Here is a 25,087-nt window from a genome sequence, read left to right as displayed (position 1 = left end):
GGATGAAGTCTTCGCATAACGTGTGGATGGCCGTGGTCGAGGTGTCGGTCGCGAGCTCCAACGGCCACGTGCGGGTGCGGCCCTGCTTGTGGGTGCCTGGCATCTGCTATCGCACTCCCCCACGCCCACCGAGCAACCGCCACATGAGCCAGACGGTGGTCGTGACGTTCGACCCGGCCACGATGCGGTGGAGCTGGACCCAGAAGCACTCCCCAACAGCAACACATACGCGCGCTCCGGCGTTAACTATCCGAATGCATATTCGGCAATTGTTGCAGCGCAACGTTATTTCGGCCCCGGCCTGGTGGTTATAGTTGGCTAGCAAGGCCAGGCATGCATCCCGGCCCCGTACCCCCGTACCTCGATACCGCGTGCGGTATCGAGGTACAGGGGTACGGTTACTGGCTATACGTCGTGGTCACGGAGCCAGGCGCGGATCGCGTCTTCCACAATCTCGGCCATTGAAACGTCGGCTGTGGTCGTCGCGATTTTGAACCTGCGGTGGACATTGGTATCGATGCGCACGGTGAGTTGGGACTGGGTGCCGGAGGATTTGATGAAGGTGTCGGCCACTTTGGCTGCCGCTGGTTTGATGCGTGGCCCCATGTCGCTTGGTTTGCGTTGAATCCCGCCGCTCACAGCGCTGCTCCGATCTCTTCGGCAACGTCGGCGTAGGTCGCGTCGCGGCGAGGACGATAGCCCACGGCCTGCCTGTAGCGCTGAGCGAAGCTCACGACCGTTTTGAAGCGGCTTACTTCGTTCTCATCCAGAGCCGTGATTACGTCATTGAGGAGCCGGGTATGGAGGACCGCGGACGCTACGAGCACTCCGTATAGCTGTCCGTCCCGGACTGTTGGAATGGTCTCCCAGACTCGGTCGGTGTCGAGCTCGGACGGTGTGGTGGGAATAATGACGAAGTCCGACACGTCGATCGCCCCTTCGATCACGGAGCTATCTCCCGGCGGGGTGTCAATGACGATGAGGTGGTCGCTCCCCTTGCTGTCTGCGAGTCGGCTAATGCGCTTGGTGTTGGAGACCTCCACAGCAAAAGGTAGCGGGGTACCGCGGTCGGAGGCTTTGTCTGCCCACACCGACGCCGAGCCCTGCTTGTCTAGGTCGACGACGGTCACTTCCCTTCCGGCCCGTGCGTACTCGTTCGCGAGGTACATCGCTGTGGTGGTCTTTCCGACGCCACCTTTTGTGTTGGCTGCTGAAATGATTGGCAACGTTTCTTTCCTTACTTATGAAGATTCAGCTCTCGGGCCTGGTCCTAAGCGGTATAGACATCAAGCGGTACAGACATCATTGCAGAGTGCGGTCTATACCGCAATACCTCAAGCCCGCTGTACATTTGCACCGCTTTACCCCAGGTGGGCTTTGCCGCTCTACCGCTTGACCGCATGATGGCGGGAGGGAACGCGGGCATGGGGAACAGATGTATAGCGGTATAGCGGTATAGCGGGCAACCTTCCCCAGGGTCCACGCACGCGCTACTTCGTTCCAAACGACCACCAGTGGTGTGGCCTACGTCGGGTTGTTGTAGTGGGGGAGCAGCCAGCCATAGTCCTCGCACCGCCTGCAGGCTGGCGCGTGTGTCGTTAGCTTTACCTCTTTACCTCTTTACCGCTGTACCGCTTGACCGCATGATGGCGGGAGGGAACGCGGGCATGGGGGACAGATGTATAGCGGTATAGCGGTATCGAGGGCACCTTCCCCGCAATTAACACCTCGTTCCTAATGCCCACAGCGGGTGCCTACGTCGGTGTAGGGGAGCAGCCAGCCTTGGTCATCGCAGCGTTCACACGCCAGTTGGGTTTGGCGTTGGTGGGTAACTTCGGCTTCACGCGCGTCGTCGATGGCAGCCGGACGATTCTGGAGGTCGCCGTGGTGGTTGAGGATGCCGGCGAGCAGGGCGATGGGTTTGTGGGGGTTGTGGGCGATCCAGTTGCCGTTGCCGGGCAGGGTGTAGTCGCGCAGGAGTTGGTTGAGGTCGCGGCTGGTCCAGTCGTGGGCGGCTGGTTGGGCTAGGACGTGGGACCAGGCGGCGGGGGTGTATCGGCGGCCCCAGGTCGGTGTGTGTGGGTCTTGTCGCCATCTGGAGGCCAGCAGGAGCCCTTTCTGATCCGGTGGTGGCCCGGTCCACCTCCTCTTGTCGGTAGCTCGGTCACGCGCAGCGTGGCCTTTGAGCTCTCCGCCGCAGGCGGTGGGGGTTAGTGAGTAGTTACCAAGGGGGGATAGGCACCCTAAAGGGTGCCCTTCGGGGTGGGGTGCCGCGAGGTTATGACGTGCGGTTTTATCCACAAGCTGGGGGCTGTGCAGGGCGTAGACCGAGGCCCATCCTCGAGCGCGGCTGCCGACGCGGTGGGAGGCGAGGCGCTCAGGCAGGGTGCGTTGGCGGCCACGAACGATCTCAGTGGCCACGCCGATGAGTCGAAGGACGTGGCGTGCTCGTTGGATGGTGCGTTCGCCGTAACCAGTGATTTCGATGAGTCTGTCGAGGGTGGGTCGGCAGTTACGGCCGGTGCGGAAGTCTGCGTGGATTGCGTGGGCGGCCGCGATTTTGATCAGGGTTGTGAGGGAGATGTCGTCTTTGCGGTGTTTGGTGCTGTGGGCACCAATGAGGTGCCGGATCTGGTTGTAGTGCTGGGCGTAAGCGATAGGGACCGCCCAGGTGATCCAGTGTTCGTCTTTGTTCCAGCAGGGGACCCCGGCGTAGGCGTCTTTGCCCAGGTCCAGGGCGATGCTGTCGCGCACGCCCATCTTCTCGACGATCTTCACCGCGTCCGCACGGGGCGCGGCTTGGGCGATGATCGCGAACAGCCTGCCGCGAACGGTGGTGGCGCGCCCGCGCCGCCGGCGCAGGGGAGTGGACCCGCAGTAACGACGAGCGATGGGCCTGGGGTCGGATGTTGTTTCCGACACGTGATGTGCAGGGTGTGGACGCGCAAAAGGGTGCGCGGTACCCTGAGGCTGTCCGGTCAAGACAGTCCCTTCGGGGATGAGGCGGAAGCCTCAACGGACCGAGCTGGTAACTCGGTCCCCTAACTTCAAACGAAGACCCTCCGGTGTCCGCCGGGGGGTTTCTTCTTGTTAGGTGTGGCTTCCGCGCAGCGTTATTTAGCTGTCGATGGCGCTAGATCTACGCAGACTGCGGCAACACCTCCTGTATTCCTGGAATGTCATGGGTGGTCTCGTCAGGCATGTCCGCGGCGATAAGCCCTGCCAGGTAGTCCGTCAGGGTCATCCCGTGTTCGCCGGCTTTGGCGATCGCCGCAGCCTTGAGCCGTCTGGGCATCCGGACGTTCAATCGGTCCAGTTCATCGCCCGTAGGATCCTTTCGCGGCCGACCAGCTTTAGCTCGCCTCACGCAACTTGGCGATGCCATGTCAACCGAGCCCGTGGGCTCTGCAATTGCGGGGAGGTCTGCCATGGCCCTATTTTGGCTACACAAAAGGCGCTTTTGGGGTAGCGACACGCGGTTGGTGCACACATAATTGACCCTACCGCTTACATAGCCACTAATACATGGGGGACTAATGAGGCAGCTCACTGACGAGCAGCTCGTGTGGGTAGACACTGATTGCGGGGTGGATGACTCACTCGCCATCAGTCTTGTGCTGGCCGCAGGCAAGCTCCATGGAATATCGACGACCTGGGGGAATTGCACCGCGGGGGAGGCGGCTCGGAACGCCCAGTGGGTACTGGATCTGTGGGGATCGTCGTCCGCTGTGGTTACAGGGGGCCCTCCGACCGCCAGCTGGGTTCGGGGTGACGCTCACGGCTCAGACGGCCTGGGAGATACCTTGACGGACGCCCGGCAGCCCCCGTCCGCGAGCTCGGCGCAACCTGCCGCCGAAGCAATCATTGACTTCGCTAAGCGCACCGCCGGCCGGGGGGCGCTATTGGCAATCGCGCCTCTCACGAACCTGGCTCTGGCCCTTGAGATGGAACCACGGATTACCGAATGGATCGGCGATGTAATCGTCATGGGTGGCCATGGGTTCGGGGAGCCCAGCGACTGGTTATCCGCTGCTGGGGACACCAACACGCGGCATAACCCTCGTGCATCAACGGCCGTGGCTCACAGCGACCTTCGTACCACGTGGGTGGGCCTTGACGTCACTCGAACCGTAGTGCTCGACGATACCGACTTCGGAACTGGCGAGGCGAGCCAAGCACTTCGTGCCGTACATGAGAGCTATGGGCGATCCAGGGCAGCTAGCTACGGGTACGGGCCCCAGTGGGGCGTGCCTGCCCACGACAGCGTCGCGGCATGTGTAGCACTACGACACACCAACATGAGTTCTCGCCCAGCCCTCGTCGACGTGGATGCAGGGGTGGTCCGTCTTCATCCAGCGAAGACCGGGGCAGCCTCCCGACATCGCGGTGTCGCGCACGTCGACAGGAACGCGATCAGAGCAACAATCCGGCGCAACCTGATATGAAAAAGACTACGTCGCATCGCATTAAGAAAGTTGTTCGTAGTGCAGCGTCAAGCAGGTGTTCTAGTGTCGACGATCTTGTCGCCTTCACGCAGGACCGGTGTGGGCGAGCAATCACGTTGTCAGGATTTCCCGTCGGCGGCGGTTCTGACGGTATCTCCGGCATGGTGCTAACCACTGAAAGCGCGCACATCATCGTCTACGACACGGCGTCGGGTGAGTGGCCCTCCCGTTTGATCGTCGCCCACGAGTTGGCCCACATTCTGCTAGGACATACATGCGGCAAACAGGGCGAGGGCATCACCGAAGACCTGCTGGCCGCGTGGTTTCCATCCCTCCCAAGAGACCTCGTCATCAACGCACTTCGCCGCGAGACATTCGATAACGCCGACGAGGCGTCCGCAGAGCTGTTGGCAAGTCAGTTACTCATGCTGACGCTGGCACGAGACGAAGATTTCGATTTGATACAGAGGGGTCAGCGGATGTTAAGTGCATCGTCAGTTCTAGACACGTTCCTTGGACCACGATGAGGAACGATCTGCCGTTGTGGATTGATGCTTCAATAGTCGTCATCGCGTGGGTGACAGTGTTAGCTCGTTTTGCGGTCATGCGTTCGGTAGCACATCTATTCACGCTCCTTATCGCGTGCTTTGCACTGGTGGACACCATAAAATTTGGTCCCCTGAACGACTGGGCAGTCGAACTAGCCGACGAGCGCAGTGTGCGTGTTGCTGCCCATATCCTCTGCGTTGCTGCGGCTTTGGTGGCAGCTTCGGCGGCCCACATCTCAAGGGACAAGCACCGAAAACACTCCGGTTGGTGGTCAGCGAACCTCGTGCTCCTGGTGACAGTGAGCATCATCTTGATATTGCTTGATCGAGTCGCCGGGGGCGACCGGACCACCTCCATCGAAGAAGCCTCCGCCGTTACGTCCGTCGGCTATTTCGTGGTTTACGCCGGCGCAATCGTGCTGTGGGACCTATACGCGCTGATCGTAGTGCTTGTATCCCTCCGCCATGGGGACCATGAACGTCGGCCTTCGACCGCGATCATCGCTGCTGCAGTGCTCTTATTTTTCACGACGGGCGTGAACGCGGTCATGCTGCTTTGGTATTCGATCTCCAGCTGGCAGGGCAAGCTCTCGGCCGCTGAGCGGCTCCAACGCGATAGCAACGGAAATCTGTTTGCCTACTTCACGCTGGGTATGTGCGTAATTGGGTTGCTCGGCCTGGCTGCATGGATCTTGCGTGGGCGACAGCACGGACCGACCCTCACGGGGGAGTGGATTGTTGTCCTGCCGACCGTTTGGAGGGTGGTGACCGACCGCGCTCCTCATGTCCGGCTCCCAGAGATTGCGGCTATGCCTCCCGACACCCGGCTTGTTCGACAAATTACTGAAACTATCGAAGCACTGCACTTTTTGAAGCTAGATGCGGCCACTTTGTGTGCTGACAACTTCGACGCGGAACTACTGCATGCAAAGAACAGAGAGACGGTTCCAACGAATACCGCCGAAGATGTTATTGCTCTTGCGCGTCGATGGAATCAGCGCGATCTACTTCTTCTAACGCCTGAGCAAGAAAAGCGACAGGTGGGGCTCCGCGCAGGCGTATCCTCTCCGGGCCTGCAAATTTGAGGGCTCTGACTAGGCGGAGCTCCGCTTCAGTGTTGGAGTCACCAAGATTGAAAAATGACTCTTGGAGTCTCAACGTGCGCTCGAGTACGGCGATCTGAGAGGGTGTTAGCTCACCGCTCTGTAGCTGCTGGATCGAACACCCCACAGTGCCACTGATCTCAGATAAACCGTCCTCGTTCAGGAGTGTTTGAACCACGAGCTTGATGCGCTCTTCTGTTTGATTCACCGACTCGCCTCTCAGTGTGTTACTCGTTCTGCTGGGTCCGCGCGGCTAGTCTACGTAGCTCTGTGTTCGCCGCAGTTCTCGATGGAGTGACGTCTGCTGGGGGAGTGTCTAAAAACACCTGGATTGCCTCTGCAATCCGGTTGGGCGCAACTCCATGTCGGTTTTCGTCACGGAGCATATCTGCGACCACCCGTCCGACCAGTGGAGAAACGATGTACCGGAGTCGGGCTAGAACTTCGCCAAGTTCGGGATCTGGGTGCGCTGCGGTGTAGTTGCTCAGCTCAGTAACAGTTTCGACGAGATCTGTGATGGTTCCGACAGCAACCGCAATCTCGCCGTGCGTCGCCGTCGTACCCGCCTGCTCGCTGACCAGTGGATCGCCGCCCTGGTAAACGTTGCGAGCGCTGCCGGCCGGCCACTTGAGGGCAACATCGAGCTTTGCCAACGTCGGGTTACGAAGAGGGGGACTCTGTCCGCTCTCAATGCGAACCATCGTGGGTTCTGAAGGCCCATTCGCAGCAGCTACAGACGCAAGACTTAGCCCCAGCTCACGTCTCCGCCGATTAATCACATCGGCGAAGCGTTGCATGTCAACCATCCTCGCGTAGCTCCCGGCCGGCACCCTCGCGCCGCTTACATATGTGCGCTATATTAGCGCCAGTATAGGGAGTGCGCCGGGGAGGAGTAGCAACCTGTGACATCACGGCATAGGCCTTGGAGTCGGTGGCCGTCGTCGCGTTCGCGTGTAGGCCGCGTCCACGACCGACTTGTCAGTGCCCAGTGCGGCTGCGATGTTCGTCAGCAACGGCTCTTTGAGCGGCCGGTGAGCGCGCTCGACGGCCGCAAGCTGCGCAGTGGAGCAGCCCGCCCGTTGGGCCAACTGCGGCTGAGTCAATCCGGCCAGAACGCGAAGGTCCGCCAGATACCGATCATCGGCCCGCACCTGAACTACTTCGCTAATCGGACGGCCAAGAGCGGTCATCACCCGATCGAGGGTGTCCACCTGTGGCACAGCCTCACCCACTTCCCAAGCTCGGATAGCCCCTTCACTCACATCAGCTATCCGCCCGAGTTCTCCACGCGAAAGGCCCGCATCGATCCGAAGGGACTTGAAGTGCTCTGGAGCAAACCCACGCAATACGCGACGGCTCACGCGAAGTCTCTTCGTCTCACGATTACCAACTTTGGAGGACTCTTCGCCTGAGGTCACATCATCAGATTCTATTGCATGGTCTTAAGAAGTGTGTTTTATTATGAGATAGTAGAATAAGGAGGTTCTCGTGGAGGAACACGTGACGATTCGGGCGCGACCGCCTGACAGACCGGGGGACCCTGGGAGAGGACGTGATTTGGCGTCTGGCCTCTCCCAGGGCGAAAAGCACCGAGTGAGCGATCAAGATTTGCGGTCTAGCCGCTCACCGAGCACCGAATGTCCAGCCTCTGAACCCGTAGGTACAGCACCGAACTCTTCCAGTTTAGGTGTTATTGCGAGCGGCCGTGGCGCGTTGTCGCCGCGTGTGGGGTGTCCCGCGCAGCCGGTGGGGTTCGCGTGCGAGCCGTACCGGTATCGGATGGTGTCTGGTCCGACGTGTCCACTGGGACACCCCATCGTCCGGGTTCGTTCTCTTGCCTTTGGTGTACGCCCCGCGGCGTCCTGACTTCTTTCTCTCTGACCAGCCCTGGCACTGGAAGGCATCGCTATGTCTGTTTTTTGGGCGGTCCGGCCCACTCGCAACTCCTCAAAGGTCGATATGTCAGCTTCTGCCGTACCTATAAAGCGCCCGCATTTCGAGACCCGGCCTGGCAAGCAACTCCTCGCCACCGCTCTATCCGTCGGGATCACGGCCGCAAGTGCACTGATCATTACCAACGCGGCAGGACCTGCCGTTGCAGCGACGGATTGCAAGGACGTGTTCGTTCTAGCTGTGCCTGGAACGTGGGAAACGACCAACAAGTCGGACCCTAAGATCGTTCCGGGGATGCTTGGCAATGTCGTCAATCCGCTGAAAGCTGCTGTTGAGCGCGGGGTTCCCATCCCAGGGCCCTCGTCTGTTCCAGCCGGAATCGAGTCTCCCGCCGCCACGGCGACGTATGGCCAGGACGCCGGCGCAGACCCAGACGCGCCCTTGTGGTCAACGGCGGCTCCCACTACGACAAGTGGATCCGCGCCGACGATTGATTCGGAGGCAACGGACCTATGGCCCGACACAAGCCCCTCGGACGGTGAGGACTCACCGTCGACCTCCAGCTCGGCACCGTCTGCGACATCCACTGTCCCGGCTGCACCGACGACCGGCTCCGGGGAAGTGGGGCTCTCGGTGGGCTTTGAGCAGATCCCGTATGTCGCTCAGGTTGGAGGACCGATAGGGCAAGTCGCTCATGGCGATCCGCTGACGTTGGGTGAATCGCGGGCGCAGGGCACCGCCGCAGTGAAGAAGCGTCTTGAACAGATCGATAGCGACTGCCCGTCATCGAAAGTCGCCATCCTTGGCTACTCGCAAGGCTCACTGATCGCCGGCGACGTGCTCTCGGAGATCGGCAACAACAAGGGCGCATTCCCCGCGAAGGACATCCTGGCCGCAGGCCTGTTGAGTGATCCGGCCCGTACCCCGACCACCGCCGACCCCGATGCCGAGACCGGCACCTCTAGTCCGGCGATCCAGTTGCCCGGCGCCGAATCCTTTGTCGGTCCGAACCCCGGTGGCCAGGGTGTCGTGGGAGCTCGCCCAGACGGCTTCGGTGTCCTCAGTGATCGGGTCACGAGTTTTTGCGGGACCGGCGACGGTATCTGTGCGCTGTCGAGCAAGTCGAAGGCCATCGCCGCGGTGGTCCCGCTGCTCAACCTCAAGAAGGAAGACATTGGGCCGTACGCCACTCAACGTGCGGTGACGCTGCTGACGAACGTGGCCACTGCTGATCCGGCCGACATCATCAAGGCTGTCCGTTCGGTGAGTACCGAGGTGGGGCGTGTCTCGTTGGCGGCGTCGGTCAATCCGGCATCGCTGCCGCTGGAGCTGGCCCGTGTGGTGTTCTCGTCGTCGATGCTCGACGACATCGGCCAAGTGGTCCGGATGCCCGAGTATGACGCGTTCCTGAGTTTGACCAAGCCCGACGAGTTGGCCACTCAGGCCATCGAAGTGGCCTCGTATGCGCTGCTCGGCGCGCACACGGCCTACAACAAAACGCCGGTCGATCAGCGCGGCGAGTCCGCGACGTTGTGGCTGGCCAAGTGGCTGCTGGGCCGCATCGAGGCCCAGGGCTACTAACCCCGGGCACGTCATGCCTCTGGTTGGGGCGTATGGGAGTGCACCCCAACCAGAGAGATACGTACGACAAACCGTTATCGAGCAACATGTTTGAGCTGGGGAAGGTGTACCCGCCGTGAAGAAATCACTGGGTTTGCTGCTAGGAGTTTTGCTCCTGGTGCCGGTCCTGTTCGTGATGTTCTTCGCGGCTGCGTCCTATCAGCAGCCCGACGACGACACCGGCGGCTATAGCAGCCAGGCTGGACTCAAGACCGGTGTCGTGCCCCCCGAGTTCGAACCGTGGGTCATCAAAGCCGGCAAGCGCTGCAAAGGAATCTCTGCGCCAGTCATTGCGGCGCAGATCGAGGTCGAGTCGGGATGGAATCCGAATGCGGTGTCCCCGGCCGGGGCGCAGGGTTTGTCGCAGTTCATGCCCTACACCTGGCCCTCGTATGCGGTCGACGCCAACGGTAACGGCACCGCCTCAGCGTTCGATCCGCCCGATGCGATCATGGCTCAGGCCGAATTCGACTGCAAAACACTCGAACAAGCCCAGAAAGACAAGGCGTCAGGCCGTATCCAGGGCGACGATCTCGATATCGTGCTGTCGGCCTACAACTGCGGCTACGGATGCGTACTCGCCAACGGCGGCCCGAAGATCAACAACGGCGAAACCGAGTCGTACGCCCCGAAGATCAAGAGCCTGATCCCGAAGTACTCCTCCCTCGAACAGGGCGGTAGCGGCGGCCGCGGAGGAAAGCTCTCCGGCCCGGTCGCCAAGAAAATCATCCAGGCCGCTGCCCGCTGGCTGGGCACCCCGTACGCGTGGGGCGGCGGAAACGCCGACGGTCCCACGAAGGGCATTTCTGACGGTGGTGGTGCCGCCGACGCCAACGGTGACACCGAAAAGATCGGTTTCGACTGCTCGGGCCTGACGTTGTACGGACTGGCCCAAGCCACCAGCAAGCAGATCGTGTTGCCGCACTACACCGGTGACAACTCCAACCCCGGGCAACTCAATGATGCACGGGGCAAGCAGATCTCATCGGCAGACAAGCTACCGGGCGACTTCATCTACTTCGGCCCGGGCGGCAACACCCACCACGTGGCCATCTACTACGGCAAACAGAACGGTCAGGACATGATCTTGCACGCCCCGCAGTCGGGCGATGTCGTCAAGATCAGCCCTCTGAGCGGCTTCGACGGAGAGGAACAGTACGTCCGCCGATTCTGGTGACGCACTGAAAGGGAGTGATTATGAGACGAATTCGATACGGTGCGCCGCTGGCGCTCGTGGTGGTGGCTGCCACGGCGTGCGGGATGGGCGGAGCCTCCGACGACCGCGGCGCGGTCTCAACGACGATGGCGACTCAATCGCTGCCGGCGTTCACCCCGCCGGCCACCACCTCGTGGGGCCTTGCTCCGCAGCAGCCGAGCACCTCGGCGGCTCTTCCGTCGGCGCTGCCGCCGGGAGTGGTCGTCGATCGCCTCGACCCGACCTCGGTGGCGCTGGCCGCGGCACGGGTCTGGTTTGGGTGGGACACCACCACCGACACCAGCCCGTACCAAGCGGCGCTGCGCGCAGCGCCTCTGCTGACCGACGCGTGCGCCAAGCGTCTGGCCAGCTCACCGCCGACGGGCTCGCCCGGGCAAGACTGGACGGACCTGGCCACCCAGCGCGCCCAGGCCCGCGTCGATGCGCAGCTCGGGGCGGAAGATCAGCCCTCCGACAGCGAGTCGCGCGCGGTGCGGCTGGTCGCGGTGACCCAACGATGGGACGCAACCGCGCCGGTAGCACCGCGCCGGGTCATCGCCCAGATCGCGTTGATCAAAACCCGCAGCGACGGACGGTGGTCGGTGACCTCCGACGCCGAGGGCCGGTGCGGGGTGGTGACCCGATGAGCGCCCGCCAGCCTGTCGTAGGCGGAGTGGGCGGGGGAGTGGGGACCTCACTGATCGCAGCGTTGATCGGGGCCCGCGACGCGGGGGTCGTCGACGATCAGAGCGATCCGGTCGACGTGCTGGTCTGCCGATCGGTCAGCTCGGACCTCGCTGCCGCTACCCGGCTTGCGGCGGTGTTCATGCCGCACCCGGTGGTCGTGATCAACGCCGATTGTGGCGACAAACCACCCGCCCAGGTCCGCGACCGCGCACGGATGATGGAGCCCAATGTTCCTGCCGTGCTCTGGTTCCCGTGGGTCAAGGAGCTACGCGCTCTGGCCACACCTATCGAGGCGATACGCCACGACGTGGTAGCCGAAGTTCCGCCGGCATGGGTCATGCGCGCCCGCAGCTGCCGCGAAGCACTGGTTACTGCGGTGCTGCCTCTGGTCACCACCGACCAGCCCGTCGATGAGCCCGCGCCACGTGAGAGTGCATCGACCACCGAAGCATCCGCCGGAGAACGTCTCCGCCGGATTTCCTGAAAGGAAACACCGCCCATGTCTGCACTACTCGAGTTGTGGTCCCAGGGGCCCGCGATCATCGACGCCCTGCCCCACCCGCATCACGCCGCAGCGGTCTTGGCCGACGGCAACTTCCCCGACCCCGAACCGGTGCCGCTGCCGGAGAAGGCACAAAACGGCGTCAACACCTTCCTCGGTATGGGCAAAACGCTCCTGTATGTCTGCGCGATGGCCGCCGGCCTGTTCGTCACTGTCGGGATGGTGCTGGGTGCTCGCGGTCGATCCAACTACGCCAAAGACGCGGTCATGCACTTCCCCTGGATCTTCGGCGGCTTGATCTGCGCGGCGTCCCTGGTCGGCATCTTCGACATGGTCTCGTAATGGCTGCCCGCCTGTACCGCGCCGCCGCGTGGGCGCTGTGCGTGCTGGCGGCGCTGGTAGTGCTGATAGTGGGCGGTGGCCCGGCGACGGCTACGCCGTCGGACACGCCCTCTCCGTCGCCCAGTGCGCCGGCCGCGAGCGAGTCGGCGGCCCCTGAGGCGGGGGCTGACTCGGCCGAGTCCGGCGGCGATGAGATCAAGTACGGCACTCCGAAAGAGGGCCAGCTGAACTGGGAGCAGTTCGGTGGGTGACGCCGATGACGCCCCGAAAAACCTGGACGAGTTCTCCGATTTCGTGATCGGGACGCTGCTGACCGGGTTCGGCATCGTGGCCGTGATGAGTGGAATGACGGTGTGCATGTTGATGATCGTCGGCGCTCGCGGACGATCGACCGTCGCCAAAGCCGCTCTAGAAAGCAGCATCTGGTTGTGGGTGGGACTGCTCATCGGCGGATCGTTCAGCTCCATCGGCGGCATCCTCGTGTTCGCCAACTAAAAGAACTCTCTCTAGGAAAGGTTGCCTTGCAATGGCGTTGACGACAAAGGAGTTCGCCGGCCGCACACTGGACTGGCGATGGCTGGCCGCCGGGATCGCTGTGGGGGTTCTGGTGGCGGCTGTGTGGATCGTCAGTCGCGGCAGCGACACCGACGATCAACCACAGCAGGTAGCCGTGCCCGGTGCGACGCAGGCGGCCGGGAAGGGATCGGTACTGCCTCAGCAACCAGCCCTGATCCGCACGCCAGCCGATCCGCTGTGGCTCACCGGCGCACCGCACGACATTTCGTGGCAGCGCGTCGACGGAGTCCCGTTGCCGTTCTCCTCCTCCGACGGTCCCGCGCAGATCCGCGGCGCGGTCGCCAGCGGCTACAGCCACACCCCGCAGGGCGCGGTGATGGCGGCCGCGCAGATCTCGTTCCGCCTCGCGTGGTCGCCGGACTTCACCGACGTGGTCAACGCCCAGACCGCGGTTGATCAGCAGACCCGTCAACAGCTGATCGATGCCCGCTCGGCCAATCCGCTCGACGCCGCACTCATCGGCCAGTACGCCTCTGCGCCTGCGGCGTTCAAGATCGCGGACTACACCGACACCGCCGTGAGCTTGTGGCTGGCCTTCCCGGGTCAGGGCGGACAGTTCCGGTTCGCCCGCGCCGCCCTGGCGTGGGTCGACGGCGACTGGAAATACAGCGACCAGTTCTCACCGATGGCCACCGACCTTCCCGATTCGCCGTCACTCGACGGTTTCACCCGCATCTAGGAGCGCAGCGCCATGTCGTTCACCACCCCCGAGTTCCGCCGACCACCCGCCGGCGGCCCATCGCGCACCGCACTTGTCCTCGTCGCGGTGCTCGCGGTCCTGCTCGCGCTCATCGTCGCGACCATCGTGGTCATTTCCCAGCGCGACACTAACGATGATGACGGCAGCGGCACCAGCACTGCGACGGTGACGCAAGCCCCGTCGACCGCAATCACCTGGCAGGTCGTCGGCCGGGCCGAGCTTCCGTTCTCCGAAGCCGCCGGGCCACGCGAGCTCGATGGAGTCAGCGCCTACGGGTTCGCGCACACCGAGATCGGCGCGGTCCTCGCGGCCTGGCAGATCGCGCTTCGGCTGTCGGTCCTGTCCGGGACCGACGACATCTACGAGCGCCAGGTGGTCGGGGATCGAGAAGCGGTCGACGCGTTCCGGGTGTCGGTGGCCGACCTGCAAGCATCGATGGAGCCCGATCAGCGCCTGCCCCGGGTGGTGGCGTGGCGCCCGGCCCGCCCGTACAGCGACTACGCGGCCAGCACTGATTTCGCTGTCCCGACCGATTCTGACGATGCGGTCACCGTGATCCGGTTTTCGGTCGTGTGGATCGGCGGGGACTGGAAGCTCCAGCCCGGCCTTTACGGCGACGCCCCCGCCGATGACGTGCCGCGGGCGGAGATCTCCGCCGAGGGCGGATGGCACCTGTTCGAAGGAGCCCTCCAGTGAACCCGTCGGCCGAGCTGCGCCGCCTGACCGGCCCCGTGGTGACCGCGCTGGTGGCACTGCTGGCGGTACTGACCGTCGGGGCGGGTCTAGCGGCCGCGGACCCGGCTACCGCGCCGGGCTGGATGCCCCCTAAGCCGACGCTGACCGCCGAGCAGAAGTCGTGGCTCACACCGATGGACGAGCACGAAGACAAGTATCAGATCATCAAGTGCAGCGATCACCGCGATTTCGGCGAGTGCGAAGAGCACGGGCTGCGTGAGCAGTCCAAAGACATGTACGCCTACATCTTCGACACCGAAGGTAACTACGTCGGCACCACCGGAGCCGGGACCGGCCTGCCCCAGCAACTCGCTCCCGAGCACATCGAGCTGCTCGACGGCAGCGGCGTCTTGGACTGCGAGAAAGCGCGGGGCAAGATCCCGATCTGCTCGGACCCCACCGGCGATCCTGCGCCCGCCCAATACGACGAGGGCGGCAAGTTCATCAAGCTCACCGAAGGTGGCACCGTCACCCCCGGCGCGGGCGATGTCGAAGAGAAAGTGGACCTGGGCAAACTCAACCCGCTCAACGCTGGAAAAGAGATGCTGGACAACTGGTTTGCCCAAGCCTGCGAATCGGTTGGCAAATTCTCCGGCGACCTGCTGGTCCTGTCGATGTCGTGGTGGCTCAAAACCGACTCCATCGACATCTCCTACGCGGGCGCGCTCAACGGTGAAAAGCCCATCCAGACCGTCGCCATGATGATCATCGCGGCCGGGATCATCGGCTCAGCGATCGGCATGATGATGCTGCGCCGCAGCGGCCCGGCCGCCGAGTTCGCCCTCGGGGCACTGAAATTCATCATGATCTCGTCGCTGTCGATGATCGTCCTGTCCGGCGCGCTGCACGCCGGAGACGACTTCGCCCAGCAGATCACCGCCAAAGGCGCCGAAGAGTTCGGCCCGAGAATGCGGGAAATGCTCGGTATCCAGACCATCTCCAACCCCGGCGGCGTGCTGCTGCTAGGCATTGTCGCGGTAGTGCTGAGTTTCATTCAATGGGTACTCGGCTTCGCCCGCCAGGCGGGCATCGTCGTGCTGTTCGCGCTGTTGATCTTCGCTGCCGCCGGCCAGCTCGCGCCGTGGGGGCGCGCGTGGTTCCCCAAGATCGTCGGGATGCTCACCGCCCTGGTGCTCTACAAACCGGCCGCAGCCATGCTGTATTCGCTGGCCTGGAAGCTCATGGGCACCGAAAAGTCACTCTCGGCCGTGATGGTCGGGCTGATGGTCCTGGCGCTGGCGATCTTGTCACTGCCGACCATGCTCGCGTTCTTCAGTTTCCTCACCCCAGGTATCGCCGGAGGCGGCTCAGCCGGAACCGCCCTGGCCGCAGGGGCGGGCGGCGCGGGCATGATCAGCCAAATGTCCAATTCCTTGGGCAGCGGCGGAGACTCGCAGTCGAACTACATGGACTCCACCGGCCCAGGCAGCGCCCCGCAAGGCCCCGAAGCAGATCCCAGCCCGGGCAACAGCCCCGGCGGCCCGGGCTCGGGCGCCAAGGGCGAGGGCAACGGCACCGGCGGCAGCGAGGACGGAGCCGGAGGCGAAGCAGACGACGGGTCCGGCGCAGATATGGGACCGAGCCCGGCCGAGGAAAGCCCCGACGCCGGCGGCGGTATCGGCACCGACTCCGGCGCAGACGGCGGCGTGCCGGTGGCCGGATCGGCCGAGGGCGGCGCGGCAGGTGCCGAGGCCGCCGGCGGGGCAGCGGCAGCCAACCCATACGTCGCCGGGGCGATGGCCGCCAAAGAAGCCGCAGGAGAGGTACAGAGCGGAGCCGACTCGCTGGCCACCGAATCACTCGGCGGTAGCAGCGGCGAGAACGAGTTCGGGCCGGACATGCCATGACCCACCACCATCGACGCATCCACCAGAGCAGACAAGGACACACCTATGAGTAGCAGCCCGGCCTACACCGGCTTCCGCAAATCCCGCGGCTGGGGAGTGGGCAAACTCGGCACCAAAGGCACGATCGCGGTGTTCGCGAGCATCTTCGCGATCTGCATGTCCCCCATGCTCGGGAGCCTGTCGTTCACCCTCGTACTCGTCGCGGTCGCGGTGCCCGCCCTGTTTTTGACGGTCATCCCGTTCGGGGAGCGCACGGCGATGGGACATATCGCTCATCACGGACGGTGGGCCAGCGCCGGCAACGCGACCGCATGGGCCGATGACGTGTTCGAAGAGGTGCCGCGAGGGGAGAACCTGCCCGGCGTCCTAGCTCCGCTGTGCCCGATCAAGGTCGAAGACGGGCGCGGCGGCTACCAGTGCCTGATCTGGAACCGCCGCACCGGGATCCTCTCGGCCCGCCTGCACGTCTCACCGGTCGGATTGACCCTCGCTGATGATGAGGACGCCTTGCAGTGGGTGACGAACTTCGGTGGCCTGCTGGCCGATCTGGGGCACATGCCGCTGGTCGCGGCGATCGCGTTCACCGCCGAATCTGCGCCCAGCGGGGGAGTGAACCAGCGGGCCTACACCGTGGGCACCGCGGCCGGCGGCTGGGAAGACGGCCGCCTGGTCAAAGACTCTCCGCAGGTATGCCGGGACATCTTGACCGAGCTGGTCTCCCAGAGCCGGGCAACGACCGCAGAGGTCACCTGCCTGGTGACCATCAATTTCGATTTGAAAAACGCCGTCCCCGAACCCAAAACCCTCGCCGAAGGTGCCGCAGAAGTGGTCAACATGCTGCCGCGGTTCGAAAGTTCGCTGGCCGCATCAGGAATGACGGTGACCCACCGCGCCAGCACCGGACAAACGATCCGCTATCTGCGCGCCGCATTCGACCCGGCGGTACGCACGGCCGACCTCTCCCAGGACGACGAACTGTGGGAGTGGGCCGACGCCGGACCCTTGCGCACCGAGGAATCAGCCGACATCTACGCCCACGACTCGGGCTACTCGGTGTCGTGGCTGATGAAGGCCCCACCTCGAGGAGTGACGCGCTACCGCCAGCTCATTCCACTGGTCTCACCAGGGAAGTATCACCGCCGGGTATCGCTGGTCTATCGCCCCTACAGCGCCGCCGAAGCCTCCAAAAAGGTAGAGGACGAGGTGAACGCCGGCACCTTCCGTCGCATCTGGGCGAACAAGACGAAAAAGGATGAGACACAACGTGACCACGACGACCGGGTCAAGGCCCGCCGGGCAGCGCAGGAAGAATCCCTCGGTGCCGGTCTGGGCCGGTTCACCATGTACGTGACCACCACGGTCCGCAACGAACAAACCCTCGCCGCGGCGTGCTCAGATGTCGAAGAACGCATGGGACAGGCCAAGATTCACTTCCGCCGCGCACGCAAGGCCATGGCAGCGACCTTCGCCGCCTCGCTCGGTATCGGCATTGAGCCGAGCGCCGGATTGTCGAAGATCTCGACCGAACGATGGGGAAGCTGACATGGGACATCACACCGCACTGACCGACATCACCGCCCGCCCTGACGCCCCGGCCGAGGACAGCGTCGCCGCCGAAGGGGTGCGGGTGAGCATGGGCGAACGCATCCTGTCGGCGCTGGGGCTGGGCAAACGCTCGGTCGCCGCCGAGGACCCCGACGCCGAGGACTTCTCCTACGACCATCTCGACCCGCACATGCCGTTCGAGGTCCTGAACGCTGCGCTCGGACCGATGCCCAGCCCCAAGGGCGATCGGCGCGAGTTCGGGGGATGGGCCGCCAATGTCGAGGCCGGGCAACTCTGGCAGTCCACGACCGCGCAGATGCCCGGCTTCTACCCGTTCCCTGCCCCCGCCGGTGCGCAAGTGCGCGGGGTGCCGTTCGGCCGGAACCTGCACACCGCCGAACCGATCGGCCTCGACCCCGCGCAATGGCTGATCGACGGGCTGGTCACCAACACCGGAATCTGGGTGCAGGGCCAGCCCGGCGTGGGCAAGTCGACCGCCATCAAACGTCTGCTGATGGGGCTGGTGGGCTTCGGGTTCACCGGCGTGATTCCCGGCGACCTCAAAGACGAATACACGCCCCTGGTGCACGCCATGGGCGGTGCGGTGTTCCGTGTCGGGCGAGGAGTGGGGATGGATTCCCTCAACCCCCTCGACCTGGGGCCGCTGCGCGCGGTCATCAACGCCGCCACCGGCGCTGAGCGCGAACAACTGCTGGCCATGGCCAACGGCCGTCGTCTGGCGTTGCTCGAATCGCTGTTCACCATCGCCGGGGGCCACGAACTAGGCCCCACCGAACGTCTGCTGCTGGGAACAGCGACGGCCATCGCCGCCGACGCCGCTGGCCCGGGCACCGATCCCACCATTCCTGATGTGCTGCGCGCCATCGACGACGGCAGCGATCCGCTGCGCAAGATCATGGCCGTAGCCCCCCGCGCGAGCGCCGGCGCCGAAGACCTCTCCTACGCCCGCGAGATCCGCGACTTCCGCAACACCATGGACCTGCTGTGCAGTCCGGACGGTCCGATCAACGGCATGTTCGACCGCCCCTCTACCTTCAAGGTGCCCAAAGACGTACCCGCAGTGTCCCTATCGCTCTCAGCGATCGAAGACGACAGCGATGCAGTGGTCTCGGCGGCCATGATGTGCGCCTGGACCTGGGCTACCTCGGTAGTCGAGGCACAGCAGGCCAGTGGCGTGCGCCGCAACATCTTCCAACCCCAAGACGAGCTGTGGCGGGCGCTGCGGGCCGCACCCGGACTGGTGGAAAAGTCCGATCGCGTCACCCGCCTCAACCGGCACCGCGGCATCGTCTCGGCCCAATCGACACACTCGACCACCGACCTCGACGCTCTGCCCACCGAGCAGGACCGTGCCAAAGCCAAAGGCATGGCCGCACGCAACGGCGTGAAGATCCTCGGCGGCCTCGACAACGCCGAAATGGGCCGCCTGCACGAAATCACCCCGTTCACCAGCCGGGAACGGCAGATGGTGACCAAGTGGTCCGCCCCACCGACCTGGGTTCCCGGCCAGCGCCACCCTGGCCGCGGCAAGTACCTCGTCAAATCCGGTGCCCGCATGGGCCTGCCCGTGATGCTCGAACTCACCCCCAAAGAACTCGACATCTACAACACCGACACCGCCTGGGAAGGGATCAAAGGTCATGTCGCATAACCACACACCCGTGCAGCACGAGCCCGGCATAGAGCTGTGGACTGCGCCGCACACGCAGCTGATGATCACCCACACTCCGGCCGCCCTGCTCGCCGCCCCGTGGCGCCACTGCCCGCAGACCGCTGTGGTCAGTGCAGCATCCACCGCCGGGGGGCAGCGCCGCGGATGGTGGCCGGCGATCTCGCTGAGCACTGACGTGCGCGTCGCTGGTGCGATCGCGGACCAGCTCACCAGCGCGCTACCCGACGCGATGCGCCTGGTGGTGCCCGAAGCGTCGGTGGTGGTCGCTGCCGCACTACACGCAGCGTCCATGGTGGACTGGCCGCCGATCACCATCGCCCACCTGCTCGACTCGCGATCGACCGCCACGTTCGCCGAGCTGCTCGCCGGCAGCGGGTCCGAGGATCTCGCCCTCGATCTGGCGGCCGTGGCCGCAGACCTGACCCCTGGCCGCGATGCGGTCACCGCCGCCGCCGCGAAGGCAGTGCTCCCTCTGGTGACCGAGCAGGGCATCATCAGCGGCCCGGGCAGCGCCGGCCGGGGTCCGGGACCGTTCTACGAACTGCGCTGCCCCACCGGCACCGATGCGGTGTGCATCGACGCCAGCTCCACGCTGGGAGCTGTGGTGGCCGACCGGTGCCGCTACCTGGCGCGCACGGCCGGACTGCGCCAGGAGACGGCAGCATGAGCACCCCGGGCGGCGACAACGCCGGGCAGATCATCGCCGGCAGCGTCATCGCGGCCGTGGTGTATCTGGGCGCGCTGACCGGCGTGCAGATGGTCACCGGCTGGCCACAATGGATCGTGGTCGGAGCCGGCCTGGTGATCGGCGCAGCGATCGCGGCCGTGGCCACGGTGACCTACCCGCTGTGGGGTTTGACCCCCGCCCAGCGCAAGCTCCGCGACACCAAGGACCTCGGGGACGTCATGGGCGCAGGGGCAGCGAAGAAGGGGGCCGAGCTGCGCGGTCTCGACGACCACGATGGCCAGGACATGGCGCAGCTGGCCGTCGTGATCGGTAAGGTCGCCGGCCGTAAGAAGCTGTTGTACAAAACGCTGGAGGACTTCTGCCTCGTCATCATGGGTCCTCGGTCGAACAAGACCTCCTCGCAAGCGGTGCCGCGGATTCTCGCCGCGCCCGGCGCGGTCGTGGCCACCTCGAACAAACCTGATCTGTGGATCTTGACGGCCGCGATGCGCAAAGTGCACGGACCTATCTACGCCTACGATCCCGGCCAGATCGCGTTCGCCACACAGATGTGGTGGTGGAACATCCTGCGCGACATCACGTCGTTCAACTCCGCCAAGCGGATCGCCACCCACTTCATGGCCGGAGTCGGATCGAACAACTCCGAGAGCGGCAACTCCGGCTTCTTCGATTCCGGAGCCAAGTTCATGCTGGCCCGAAACCTGCTCGCCGCCGCACTATCTGGGCACACCATGCGCGATGTCGTGACGTGGATCGACACCTACTCCCGCAAGCCGGTAGAGCTGCTACGCGAGCACGGACAACGCCGGGCCGCCGACGCCCTCGAAGGCCAACTCGACCTCCCGCACGAAACCCTGGGCGGGATCCAGGGCGGTGCGGCGGCCGCCCTGGCCTGCATCCAGGACGAGTCGGCGCTGACGTGGATCACCCCACCCGATACCTGGATCGACCAACCCGACCACGAGGTTCCCGAACTGGACCTGTGGACATTGTTCACCGCCACCACCGACGACGCGCCCACCCTGTATCTGATGACCCAAGAAGGAGCGGAAAGCTCCGGCCCGGTCGTGGCCGCGATGGTTGATCACATCTTCAAACTTGGCGACCTCGCCGCCTCCGCGCAAGGTGGCCGCGTCGATCCGCCCGTCACGATGGTGCTCGATGAGGCAGCCAATATCTGCCGAATCAAGGAACTCCCCGACAAGGCGTCCCACCTGGGTAGCAAAGGAATTCTCGTCGACGTCATCTTGCAGTCCTACCAACAGGGCATGGGTGTGTGGGGCCGCGAACAGATGGGCGCACTGTGGGGCGCATCGACCTGCCGCATCATCGGGGCCGGGCTGCAAAACATCGAGGACGCCCGAATGATCTCCGACCTCGTGGGCACGCACAAGATCTGGCAAACCAACTCCAATGGACCGCAAGGAAAATCACGTTCCCTCGTCGATGAACCGATCATGCGGCCCGAGGAGGTCGCCGCGATGTCACGGGCGCACGCACTGCTCATCCGCCAAGGTTCGCGCCCGGTCCTGATGGACTTGCTGCCCTGGTACACCGAAGACGACTCGCGCGAAATCAAAGACATCGCCCGCCGAGCAACCAGCGAGATCCGCGACAGCGCCATGACCGCCCTAGGAACTACGAACTCCCTGGGCCGCCACCTGCACCAGATCGCCGGGACCGAGAACACCACCAAAGCCCAGAGTGCATGACTACCAACGAGATTGCCGAACTGCGAGCAACCCTGGCAGCGATGCAGGACCAGCTCGCGCGGGTCAGCGACAGCACGACGCTGCACGCTCAAGCGCTTGACTCGCTCGAACGTCTCGCCGACACCCCACCCGCCATCGACAACAGCGGCGACGAGACAGAGCCCGCGACCGAGACGCCGCCGGCTGGAGCCGCCGAGGCCGGCCCACCGGACCTTGCTGTGCTCATCCCCTGGGTAGAGGCCAACGTCTCAGGGTGGTGTGAACGCAAACTCAGCAGCTCCGGACAAGGCGATGTGCGGTGGTGCACCCGCTGGTACGAACACCCCGAAGCGATCACCCGGTTCTGGGTGCTGCGGTCCGTGCAGATCGCTGCCGCCATTGAAGGGCCAGAAGCAGTCTCGGCGTACCTGCGTGATCACTTCGATCACCATCTGGGAGTTCTCATCGCCCCGACAGGGCCGTTCAACCGCTGTACCACCGACCTCCACGAACCCCAACGCCGCTACCTCGACACCGCGGCCCCTACCGATGACCAGAGGCCCGGCCCCACAGATCGCCACGCCACCGAAAGGGACCAGACATGACAACACAGGTGGCGGCCAGTGCGGCGGCGGACGGCGGAATCTGGGACTGGGTAGTTCTGTGCGCCAGTCTCATTGCGGTGATCAGCACCATGTGGTGGATCGCACGTGTCGGGTTCGGCCGACGTGACTGTCACCCCCAGACCCGCCCACGCGGCACACAGATGCTGATCACGGCTGCATACGTACTAATGACCGGCGTGTGGATAGTGGCGCTCGGCGGCAACCTCCTCGCGCTCGCGCGGTGGTCCTGACTATGGGCCGACCGCCACAACCACAGCACTGAAACCAGCTGACACAGAAGGAGAGACGGGCGATGAACTCTTCCGATACCGCGCCGGACTACCGCAGCAGGGCCTTTCATCCGGACGGGCCCTGGCACCTGCCAGGGCATTTCAGTGCCGGTGACGCCGTGCGCTCGCTCTACGACGACAGCTACTCGGTGTCGGTGCTCGACGACGACTACGCCAGCCTCGGCTACGAGGTGGTGTACCTGCCCCACAAGTCCACGCAGTTGCTCGAGATCCGGCACACCAGCCCCCAGTGCACCGCGTGCGCCGCCGACATTGCCCACTTTCGGGCATATCAAGACCTGCACGCCCCTGCCTGGGATCTGCTCTTCGAGCAGTGCAACGGACAAGTCCATCAGCTCCAGCGGGGCTACGGCTGCACGTGGGCCGTGATCGACTGGGCAGCGTTGGTCGCCGCCCGCCCCGACCTTCTGGTCGCCGCCGACACCACCGTCTCGCTCGAAGCGTTCGTCAGAGCCTTCGAGGTGCTGCACTCCAGCGCCCCGTGGGCGACGTTGAGCATCGAATTGTGGTGCCGCGGCGACGGCCGCATCGAAGTCGAACCCACCGTCCTCTCAGTGCACTCCGACCAGGACGGGGTGTCAGTACCCGACGACATAGCCGCGCAGTGCACACACATACTTCATCGCACGGGTTGGACCGGACAGGTCCGGTCCAACCCGTGCGGCGACACCTGGTGGACGGTGTGCTGACCGACAGCAACGGCCACCGGGCGCTCGGCCTGACCCAGCGAAGCAGCACTCGCAGCGGCAGGCATCACCAAACTCGTCGTTGGTCAGCACACTCCCAGACTCTTCGCTGACCGGCGGCGCGGGTGTGGCCGGAAACGCGTCCCTCCCCAGCGGCGCGCACTCCGGCCACACCCACACCCACAGAACCGAAACTCGAACCGAGGAGATGGGCACCACATGAAAGTCTCAGTCACGAGCACACTTACAACATGCGCACTAGCTGCCGCCCTCGTGGTCAGCGGCTCAGGTCCAGCCCACAGCACCCCGGTAGATGTTCCTTCCGCGTACCAGCACGCCGTGGCCACTGGCCCGTTGCAATGCGCGCACACCGAAGTCACCCCCGAGTTCATCGCGACGCAGGTGTGGGCTGAATCCCGATGGCGCACCGATGCGATCTCCCCGAGCGGTGCCGAAGGCCCCGCCCAACTGCTCCCCTCGATGTTCGCTGTCTACGGCGCCGACGACGACGGCAACGGCATCGCCTCACCCTTCGACATCGCAGACGCCATCGGTGCCCTCGTACGACTGGACTGCATGACGGTCACCAACCTGCGGTCCGCCGGCCACCGGACCGATCCGGTATCGATCGCGGCGGCATACCGAGGCGGACTGGCGCGAGTCGATGACCCTACCGTTCGCAAGGACGTGCGCTCGATGTTCACCACCGCTCCCGCGCGCTAAACCGATGCCACGCGTAGCAGTAGCCATGCCGACCACGAGCCACCCGAACTCCGATGAGCCGGTGATTGCCGCGGTCTACGTCGAGCTCCCCGGAGACACGCGGACCGCGCCACAGTGGACCTCACATCTGACAGCTCAACTCGACGACGGGGTAGATCTCGAAGTCGTGATCGAACCCGCAGGGAACCGTGCGGCCATCGTCCTGACGGCCAGAGGTGATTCCGGGCCGGCCACCCTTGGATACACCGTGAACCGTCTCATCTCTGATCCCCAGAGCTTCGGGCTCGTCGACGCTGCCCGCACACAACGGGCGTCAGACTAGATTCGGTTCACGGGAGGCCCGCCCGTCGCCGCGTCGTGAAGACGTGGTGGCCAGTGTGGGCTATTTTTACCGCCGGAGCGCGATGACCGCGCCCCCTGTAATGGCCAGGCACACCACCGCCCCCATCTCAGCGAAGCTGGACGGTGCTGTCAGTTTGGATTCGATTGCGGTGTAGTGATACCCAGCCGCGAAGACGCCGGCCGCTGACAGCGCGGCGGCGCTGATCGCTTCTCGATACTGCTTAGGTGACGCGGGCGCGAGGCCATAGCGGCGGGCGCAGACAAGGTGGACGGCCACGACTCCGGCCGCACCGGCCAGCGCCAGCAGGGTCAGTACCGCTGGGCCGGTGACGAACGCCCAGAAGCCGGTGATCACGTCATGGAGCCTGCCCATCATGGCAGCGAACGCGCCGTCGCCGCTGCGGGCGGCGTGGGCGGTGTAGTGAGCCAGCGCAGCGGCCACGATCCCCGACGCGGCAACCCCGATCGCACCTTGCCACGGCAGCGGTGACGGGATGTACCGCCAGTCCGGTCCGGCGTCGTGGTTGATGTTGATGGCGTTCATGTTCGGTGTCTCCTGTCTTGGGGTCGGTGTGTCAGAGGGGTGTGCTTTCGGGGAACCACGCGGTGA

General features: G+C 64.4%; 28 protein-coding genes. 21 read left to right on the top strand and 7 right to left on the bottom strand.

What is annotated here, in order from left to right:
* Positions 1–405: 405 nt before the first annotated feature.
* From BFL43_RS09430 to BFL43_RS28890, 4 genes are all read right to left on the bottom strand, one after another.
* A complete protein-coding gene (locus tag BFL43_RS09430; protein ID WP_143695219.1) occupies positions 406–639 on the bottom strand; it encodes a plasmid partition protein ParG in 234 nt (77 codons plus the stop codon).
* Positions 636–1,226 (bottom strand): ParA family protein, encoded by a 591-nt coding sequence (locus tag BFL43_RS09425; RefSeq protein ID WP_240498163.1) that lies wholly within the window; start codon positions 1,224–1,226, stop codon positions 636–638. The genes BFL43_RS09430 and BFL43_RS09425 overlap by 4 nt, the downstream gene beginning before the upstream one ends.
* Positions 1,227–1,734: 508 nt before the next feature.
* Positions 1,735–2,922 (bottom strand): helix-turn-helix domain-containing protein, encoded by a 1,188-nt coding sequence (locus tag BFL43_RS28540; RefSeq protein WP_143695218.1) that lies wholly within the window; start codon positions 2,920–2,922, stop codon positions 1,735–1,737.
* A gap of 217 nt (positions 2,923–3,139) precedes the next feature.
* The gene (locus tag BFL43_RS28890) at positions 3,140–3,295 is read right to left on the bottom strand and encodes a hypothetical protein (protein ID WP_168176583.1); all 156 of its coding nucleotides are present in this window, start codon (positions 3,293–3,295) and stop codon (positions 3,140–3,142) included.
* A 1,266-nt stretch (positions 3,296–4,561) separates the two neighbouring features.
* On the opposite strand from BFL43_RS28890, the gene BFL43_RS09405 reads away from it, so the two are divergent.
* Together BFL43_RS09405 and BFL43_RS09400 are read left to right on the top strand one after the other, a co-directional pair.
* Complete coding sequence (locus tag BFL43_RS09405) at positions 4,562–4,972, top strand: ImmA/IrrE family metallo-endopeptidase (RefSeq protein ID WP_168176582.1); 411 nt, start codon at positions 4,562–4,564, stop codon at positions 4,970–4,972.
* Complete coding sequence (locus BFL43_RS09400; protein ID WP_084892289.1) at positions 4,969–6,078, top strand: hypothetical protein; 1,110 nt, start codon at positions 4,969–4,971, stop codon at positions 6,076–6,078. Before BFL43_RS09405 ends, BFL43_RS09400 begins: the two co-directional genes overlap by 4 nt.
* 245 nt (positions 6,079–6,323) lie before the next feature.
* Here BFL43_RS09400 and BFL43_RS09395 read toward each other — a convergent pair whose 3' ends face one another.
* On the bottom strand, positions 6,324–6,749 hold the full coding sequence (locus tag BFL43_RS09395) for a hypothetical protein (protein ID WP_240498162.1): 426 nt from the start codon (positions 6,747–6,749) through the stop codon (positions 6,324–6,326).
* 255 nt (positions 6,750–7,004) lie between these two features.
* The gene (locus BFL43_RS09390) at positions 7,005–7,457 is read right to left on the bottom strand and encodes a helix-turn-helix transcriptional regulator (protein ID WP_346425957.1); all 453 of its coding nucleotides are present in this window, start codon (positions 7,455–7,457) and stop codon (positions 7,005–7,007) included.
* A gap of 1,153 nt (positions 7,458–8,610) precedes the next feature.
* Here BFL43_RS09390 and BFL43_RS09385 point away from each other — a divergent pair.
* From BFL43_RS09385 to BFL43_RS09295, 19 genes are all read left to right on the top strand, one after another.
* Entirely contained in the window at positions 8,611–9,570 is a 960-nt protein-coding gene (locus BFL43_RS09385; protein ID WP_240498160.1) for a cutinase family protein, read from the top strand.
* A gap of 115 nt (positions 9,571–9,685) precedes the next feature.
* Complete coding sequence (locus BFL43_RS09380; protein WP_240498159.1) at positions 9,686–10,786, top strand: NlpC/P60 family protein; 1,101 nt, start codon at positions 9,686–9,688, stop codon at positions 10,784–10,786.
* 20 nt (positions 10,787–10,806) lie between these two features.
* Positions 10,807–11,451: a hypothetical protein gene (locus tag BFL43_RS09375; protein ID WP_143695216.1), complete on the top strand. Its 645-nt coding sequence runs from the start codon at positions 10,807–10,809 to the stop codon at positions 11,449–11,451.
* Positions 11,448–11,975: a hypothetical protein gene (locus BFL43_RS09370; protein WP_143695215.1), complete on the top strand. Its 528-nt coding sequence runs from the start codon at positions 11,448–11,450 to the stop codon at positions 11,973–11,975. Before BFL43_RS09375 ends, BFL43_RS09370 begins: the two co-directional genes overlap by 4 nt.
* 15 nt (positions 11,976–11,990) lie before the next feature.
* Positions 11,991–12,335 (top strand): hypothetical protein, encoded by a 345-nt coding sequence (locus BFL43_RS09365; protein ID WP_084892283.1) that lies wholly within the window; start codon positions 11,991–11,993, stop codon positions 12,333–12,335.
* The gene (locus BFL43_RS09360; protein WP_084892282.1) at positions 12,335–12,586 is read left to right on the top strand and encodes a hypothetical protein; all 252 of its coding nucleotides are present in this window, start codon (positions 12,335–12,337) and stop codon (positions 12,584–12,586) included. Before BFL43_RS09365 ends, BFL43_RS09360 begins: the two co-directional genes overlap by 1 nt.
* Positions 12,579–12,830 (top strand): hypothetical protein, encoded by a 252-nt coding sequence (locus tag BFL43_RS09355; protein ID WP_084892281.1) that lies wholly within the window; start codon positions 12,579–12,581, stop codon positions 12,828–12,830. The genes BFL43_RS09360 and BFL43_RS09355 overlap by 8 nt, the downstream gene beginning before the upstream one ends.
* Before the next feature lie 31 nt (positions 12,831–12,861).
* Positions 12,862–13,590: a hypothetical protein gene (locus tag BFL43_RS09350; RefSeq protein WP_084892280.1), complete on the top strand. Its 729-nt coding sequence runs from the start codon at positions 12,862–12,864 to the stop codon at positions 13,588–13,590.
* A 12-nt stretch (positions 13,591–13,602) separates the two neighbouring features.
* A complete protein-coding gene (locus tag BFL43_RS09345) occupies positions 13,603–14,307 on the top strand; it encodes a hypothetical protein (RefSeq protein ID WP_084892279.1) in 705 nt (234 codons plus the stop codon).
* On the top strand, positions 14,304–16,193 hold the full coding sequence (locus tag BFL43_RS28885; protein WP_084892278.1) for a hypothetical protein: 1,890 nt from the start codon (positions 14,304–14,306) through the stop codon (positions 16,191–16,193). The genes BFL43_RS09345 and BFL43_RS28885 overlap by 4 nt, the downstream gene beginning before the upstream one ends.
* Before the next feature lie 45 nt (positions 16,194–16,238).
* On the top strand, positions 16,239–17,735 hold the full coding sequence (locus tag BFL43_RS09335; RefSeq protein WP_084892277.1) for an SCO6880 family protein: 1,497 nt from the start codon (positions 16,239–16,241) through the stop codon (positions 17,733–17,735).
* 1 nt (position 17,736) lies between these two features.
* Positions 17,737–19,410, top strand: a complete 1,674-nt coding sequence (locus BFL43_RS09330; protein ID WP_084892276.1) for a hypothetical protein — start codon at positions 17,737–17,739, stop codon at positions 19,408–19,410.
* On the top strand, positions 19,400–20,098 hold the full coding sequence (locus BFL43_RS09325) for a hypothetical protein (RefSeq protein ID WP_143695214.1): 699 nt from the start codon (positions 19,400–19,402) through the stop codon (positions 20,096–20,098). Before BFL43_RS09330 ends, BFL43_RS09325 begins: the two co-directional genes overlap by 11 nt.
* The gene (locus BFL43_RS09320; RefSeq protein WP_084892274.1) at positions 20,095–21,831 is read left to right on the top strand and encodes a type IV secretory system conjugative DNA transfer family protein; all 1,737 of its coding nucleotides are present in this window, start codon (positions 20,095–20,097) and stop codon (positions 21,829–21,831) included. The genes BFL43_RS09325 and BFL43_RS09320 overlap by 4 nt, the downstream gene beginning before the upstream one ends.
* Positions 21,828–22,415, top strand: coding sequence for a DUF4913 domain-containing protein (locus tag BFL43_RS09315; protein WP_084892273.1), 588 nt, complete (start codon positions 21,828–21,830; stop codon positions 22,413–22,415). Before BFL43_RS09320 ends, BFL43_RS09315 begins: the two co-directional genes overlap by 4 nt.
* Entirely contained in the window at positions 22,412–22,666 is a 255-nt protein-coding gene (locus tag BFL43_RS09310) for a hypothetical protein (RefSeq protein WP_084892272.1), read from the top strand. Before BFL43_RS09315 ends, BFL43_RS09310 begins: the two co-directional genes overlap by 4 nt.
* 62 nt (positions 22,667–22,728) lie before the next feature.
* Entirely contained in the window at positions 22,729–23,415 is a 687-nt protein-coding gene (locus BFL43_RS09305) for a hypothetical protein (protein ID WP_143695213.1), read from the top strand.
* A 336-nt stretch (positions 23,416–23,751) separates the two neighbouring features.
* The gene (locus tag BFL43_RS09300; RefSeq protein ID WP_084892270.1) at positions 23,752–24,135 is read left to right on the top strand and encodes a lytic transglycosylase domain-containing protein; all 384 of its coding nucleotides are present in this window, start codon (positions 23,752–23,754) and stop codon (positions 24,133–24,135) included.
* 25 nt (positions 24,136–24,160) lie between these two features.
* Complete coding sequence (locus BFL43_RS09295) at positions 24,161–24,457, top strand: hypothetical protein (protein WP_084892269.1); 297 nt, start codon at positions 24,161–24,163, stop codon at positions 24,455–24,457.
* A 66-nt stretch (positions 24,458–24,523) separates the two neighbouring features.
* Here BFL43_RS09295 and BFL43_RS09290 read toward each other — a convergent pair whose 3' ends face one another.
* Positions 24,524–25,021, bottom strand: coding sequence for a hypothetical protein (locus BFL43_RS09290; protein ID WP_084892268.1), 498 nt, complete (start codon positions 25,019–25,021; stop codon positions 24,524–24,526).
* Between the last annotated feature and the right edge of the window lie 66 nt (positions 25,022–25,087).

Source organism: Williamsia sp. 1135, assembly GCF_002095395.1.
Lineage (GTDB): Bacteria > Actinomycetota > Actinomycetes > Mycobacteriales > Mycobacteriaceae > Williamsia.
The sequence above is the reverse complement of the archived record's forward strand: the minus strand, read 5'-3'. Positions and strand labels throughout refer to the sequence as shown.